This window comes from Thermotoga sp. (genome assembly GCF_021162145.1).
In the GTDB taxonomy this organism is placed as follows: Bacteria; Thermotogota; Thermotogae; order Thermotogales; family Thermotogaceae; genus Thermotoga.
In genome coordinates, this window is the sequence record NZ_JAGGZH010000077.1 from 1 (window position 1) to 3,338 (window position 3,338).

Genomic DNA, 3,338 nt, shown 5'->3' on the forward strand with positions numbered 1-3,338 from the left:
CCTCAAAAGAGGGCAGAGTTCATCGTGGCAAACAGATGGTTGGTAGGAAGGTTGAGAGAACTGGTAAACGGAGATCCTTTCCTCTCGAGAGAGTTTCTCGTGAAGAATGCAAGGGGAATAGGCTGGAAAGAGTCCAGCCACTTTCTTAGAAACGCAGGGGTAGAAGATCTTGCCATCTTAGACAAGCACGTTTTGAGATTGATGAAAACCCACGGGTTGATCGAAGAGTTCCCGAAAGGTTGGAGCAAGAGAAGGTACCTGTACACAGAGGACGTCCTAAGAAAAGTCGCAGAAGCGTTCCATGAACCTCTTGGAAAGCTAGATCTTTACCTGTGGTACCTCGTGAAAGGAAGGGTTGACAAATGAGGAGGTGAAAGGGTGAAAAAGTACGTCTGGATAGTTCTGGGAATCGTTCTAGGCATCTATCTACTGACCGGGATCTATCAGGTAGGACCGTCCGAGGTTGCTCTTCTCAAGACTTTTGGCAGATTCTCCTCTGTTGTTCCCTCTGGTATTCACTATCACCTGCCGTACCCCTTCCAGTCATACGTGACTGTTGATGTCACAACGGTGAGGAAGATAGAGATCGGTTTCAGAAGCGTTCAAATGGGCGACAGGATTTCTTATGAACCAGTTCCAGAAGAATCCGTCATGATCACTGGCGACAACAACCTTGTGAGTGTCGAAGCGGTTGTACAGTACAGGGTTAAAGATCCCGTGGCGTACGCCTTCAACATCACGGAAGCGGACTCGATCGTGAGGTTTACAACAGAATCCGTTCTCCGAGAAAAAGTAGCCATGAGAAGTATCGACGATGTACTCACCACTGGAAGAGACGAGATAGGGTTCGAGACGGCTCAAATGCTCCAGGAGATCCTTGACTCCTATAACTGCGGGGTGAAAGTGGAAAACGTCTACCTTCAAGAAGTAGTTCCTCCAGAACCCGTGGTGGATGCTTTCGACGACGTGAACAACGCGAGACAGGACAAAGAGCGTCTCATAAACGAGGCAAGAAAGTACGCCAACGATGTCATTCCCAAGGCTCAGGGGCAGGCTCAGGAGATCTTAAGACAAGCAGAAGCCTACGCTCAGGAAGTCTATCTGAAGGCGCTTGGAGAGGCAAAGAGATTCGAAGAGATACTGGAAGAATACACAAAAGCTCCAGAGATTACAAGAAAACGAATGCTTCTTGATGCCCTCCAGTCTATTCTTGAAAAAGCCGGCAACAAGGTTATCTTTGTAGGAAGTAGAGAGACCTTGAACGTTCTAAATATCTCTGACTTGCTGAAGGAGATGGGAAAATGAAGGCGTGGGTGTGGCCTTTGATGATCATATTGTTGATAGCCGGTGCGATCCTTGTTTTCTCCTCCTTCTATGTTCTCGATCAGACACAACAGGCAGTGGTGTTGAGATTTGGAAGGATCGTCTCGGTTGAAACAGAACCAGGGCTTCACTTTAAACAACCGTTTGTGGACAGTGTGGTACGGTTCGACAAGAGGATTCTGCTCTACGACATCGAACCAGAAAAGATCATAGCCTCCGACAAGAAAACTCTGGTGATAGACACCTACGTTCTCTGGAGGATAAAAGATCCAGAGACCTTCATAAAATCGCTAAAGAGTGTGAAACTCGCCCTTCCCAGGATCGATGATGTTGTTTACTCTCATGTGAGAAACATATTCGCAAAAGCAAACTTCGATGAGATCATTTCAGAAAAGAGAGAAGATCTGCTGAAGGAGGTTACTGCTCTCTCGAGAAAAGATTTGAAAGATTTTGGAATAGAAGTGGTTGATGTGAGGGTAAAACACGCCGATCTTCCAGTAGAAAACGAGCAAGCTGTTTACAACAGAATGAAGGCGGAAAGATACAGTATAGCGGCGCAGATCAGGGCAGAGGGAGAAAAAGAAGCAAGAACGATAAGAGCAGAGGCTGACAAAACAGCGAAGGTTTTGCTCGCAGAAGCCCAGGGCAAAGCAGAGCAAATAAAGGGAACGGGGGAAGCAAGTGCGCTAAAGATCTACGCGGAGGTTTTCTCCAAGGACAAGGATTTTTACGAGTTCTGGCGAACCATGGAAGTCTACAAATCCATCGAGGGAGGCTTCCTTCTTGTGGGAGACGAGCTCGATGCGTTGAAGTATTTGAAGTCGAACTGAGGGGGAGATCCCTCACTTCTTTTTCAAGAGAGCACTCACACTGAAAAGTACCCTAAACATCCAGATGTTGAACCTGTTTACTTTGTTCTTTCCTGGTCCACAGCCGAAATCTTTAACGGGTCTCAGGAATCTGTATCTTCCCGCGTTGTGAACGATGGGAATGATCTCTCCGTTTTGAAGGAAAAACTTCGAGTCTTTCACGTAGAACTTTTCTTTTGCAGTCGATGGAATGAAGTTGTACTTGGAAGGAAGTTCAACGTGAGGGCTTTTGTATACCACGTAATTTCCTACAACTGTGTCTCCACCCCAAACGTCCATGTTTCTCAAACGCTCTTTCATCACTTTTGCAATCTCGAGAAAACCTTCTCTTGGAGCGAGGATAACACCCACATTGAAGAGCTTTTTTCCTGAAAGAAAGGACTTGATCTCCGCACCATTCACGAGGTCTTCTTCTTTTACGACCAGGTCTATTGGAGGACTTATCTGTTCCACAACAGACCGGAAAGCGTCTCTGTGCTCTTCGAAAAGATGCGAGATATCACTCTGGAAGATAATGTCACCACCGTCACAAAAAAGAACCTGGTCGTACTCAGGGTGGTTTTCGAGAAAGAGAGCAAGGTTGAGAAATCTCGTGTTGTTTATAAGACCCCGATTCTCGATGGCAGGAAAGTCGATCACATCCTTTGGAAGACCCGCTAGACCGTAGTTTATGACCAGAACATCCGTTTCTTCCAGGTTCACATTCTCCTTCAGTGATCTGTACCAGTCGTTCACAAGAAAGTCTCTTATCTTATCGTTACCCGCCGTTGCTATCAGATTCAAAGAAATCCCTCCTGAATTTTCCTCTCAGATTTGCCATCTCTATCGCTACCAGAGCCGCTTCAAATCCTTTGTTTCCATTCTTTGCTCCTGCCCTGTTCAGTGCCTGCTCCAGAGTGTCTGTGGTGAGAACTCCGAAAACAATGGGAATCTCTGAGCTCATATTGAACTGTGCTACCGCTTTTCCTATCTCGTTCGCCACCACGTTGAAGTGATACGTTTCTCCTCTTATTACAGCCCCGAGGACAATTATAGCATCGTGTATTTTGAGACTTAAAAGCTTTTTTATTGTATAAATCGCCTCTATACTTCCCGGTATTTTTACAACTGTTATGTCCTCCTTGGAAACACCGTGTCTTATTAAAC

General features: G+C 46.0%; 4 protein-coding genes and 1 pseudogene. 3 read left to right on the forward strand and 2 right to left on the reverse strand.

The features are described from left to right. The 3 genes and pseudogenes from J7K79_RS05050 to J7K79_RS05060 all read left to right on the forward strand — a co-directional run. Window positions 1-366 (forward strand): annotated as a pseudogene (locus tag J7K79_RS05050) (DNA lyase); the annotation flags it as partial. A gap of 12 nt (window positions 367-378) precedes the next feature. Further along, window positions 379-1,305 carry an FtsH protease activity modulator HflK gene (gene hflK, locus J7K79_RS05055; RefSeq protein ID WP_296905812.1) on the forward strand — a complete coding sequence of 309 codons (927 nt, stop codon included), beginning with the start codon at window positions 379-381 and terminating at the stop codon, window positions 1,303-1,305. Further along, complete coding sequence (locus tag J7K79_RS05060) at window positions 1,302-2,153, forward strand: protease modulator HflC (protein ID WP_296905814.1); 852 nt, start codon at window positions 1,302-1,304, stop codon at window positions 2,151-2,153. The genes hflK and J7K79_RS05060 overlap by 4 nt, the downstream gene beginning before the upstream one ends. 12 nt (window positions 2,154-2,165) lie before the next feature. Here the strand turns inward: J7K79_RS05060 and J7K79_RS05065 are convergent, their stop codons facing one another. Both J7K79_RS05065 and ribH read right to left on the reverse strand, forming a co-directional pair. After that, window positions 2,166-2,975, reverse strand: a complete 810-nt coding sequence (locus J7K79_RS05065; RefSeq protein ID WP_296905816.1) for a hypothetical protein — start codon at window positions 2,973-2,975, stop codon at window positions 2,166-2,168. Further along, a partial coding sequence (gene ribH / locus J7K79_RS05070; RefSeq protein ID WP_296905817.1) for a 6,7-dimethyl-8-ribityllumazine synthase occupies window positions 2,950-3,338 on the reverse strand: 389 nt, incomplete at its 5' end. The genes J7K79_RS05065 and ribH, both read right to left, overlap by 26 nt.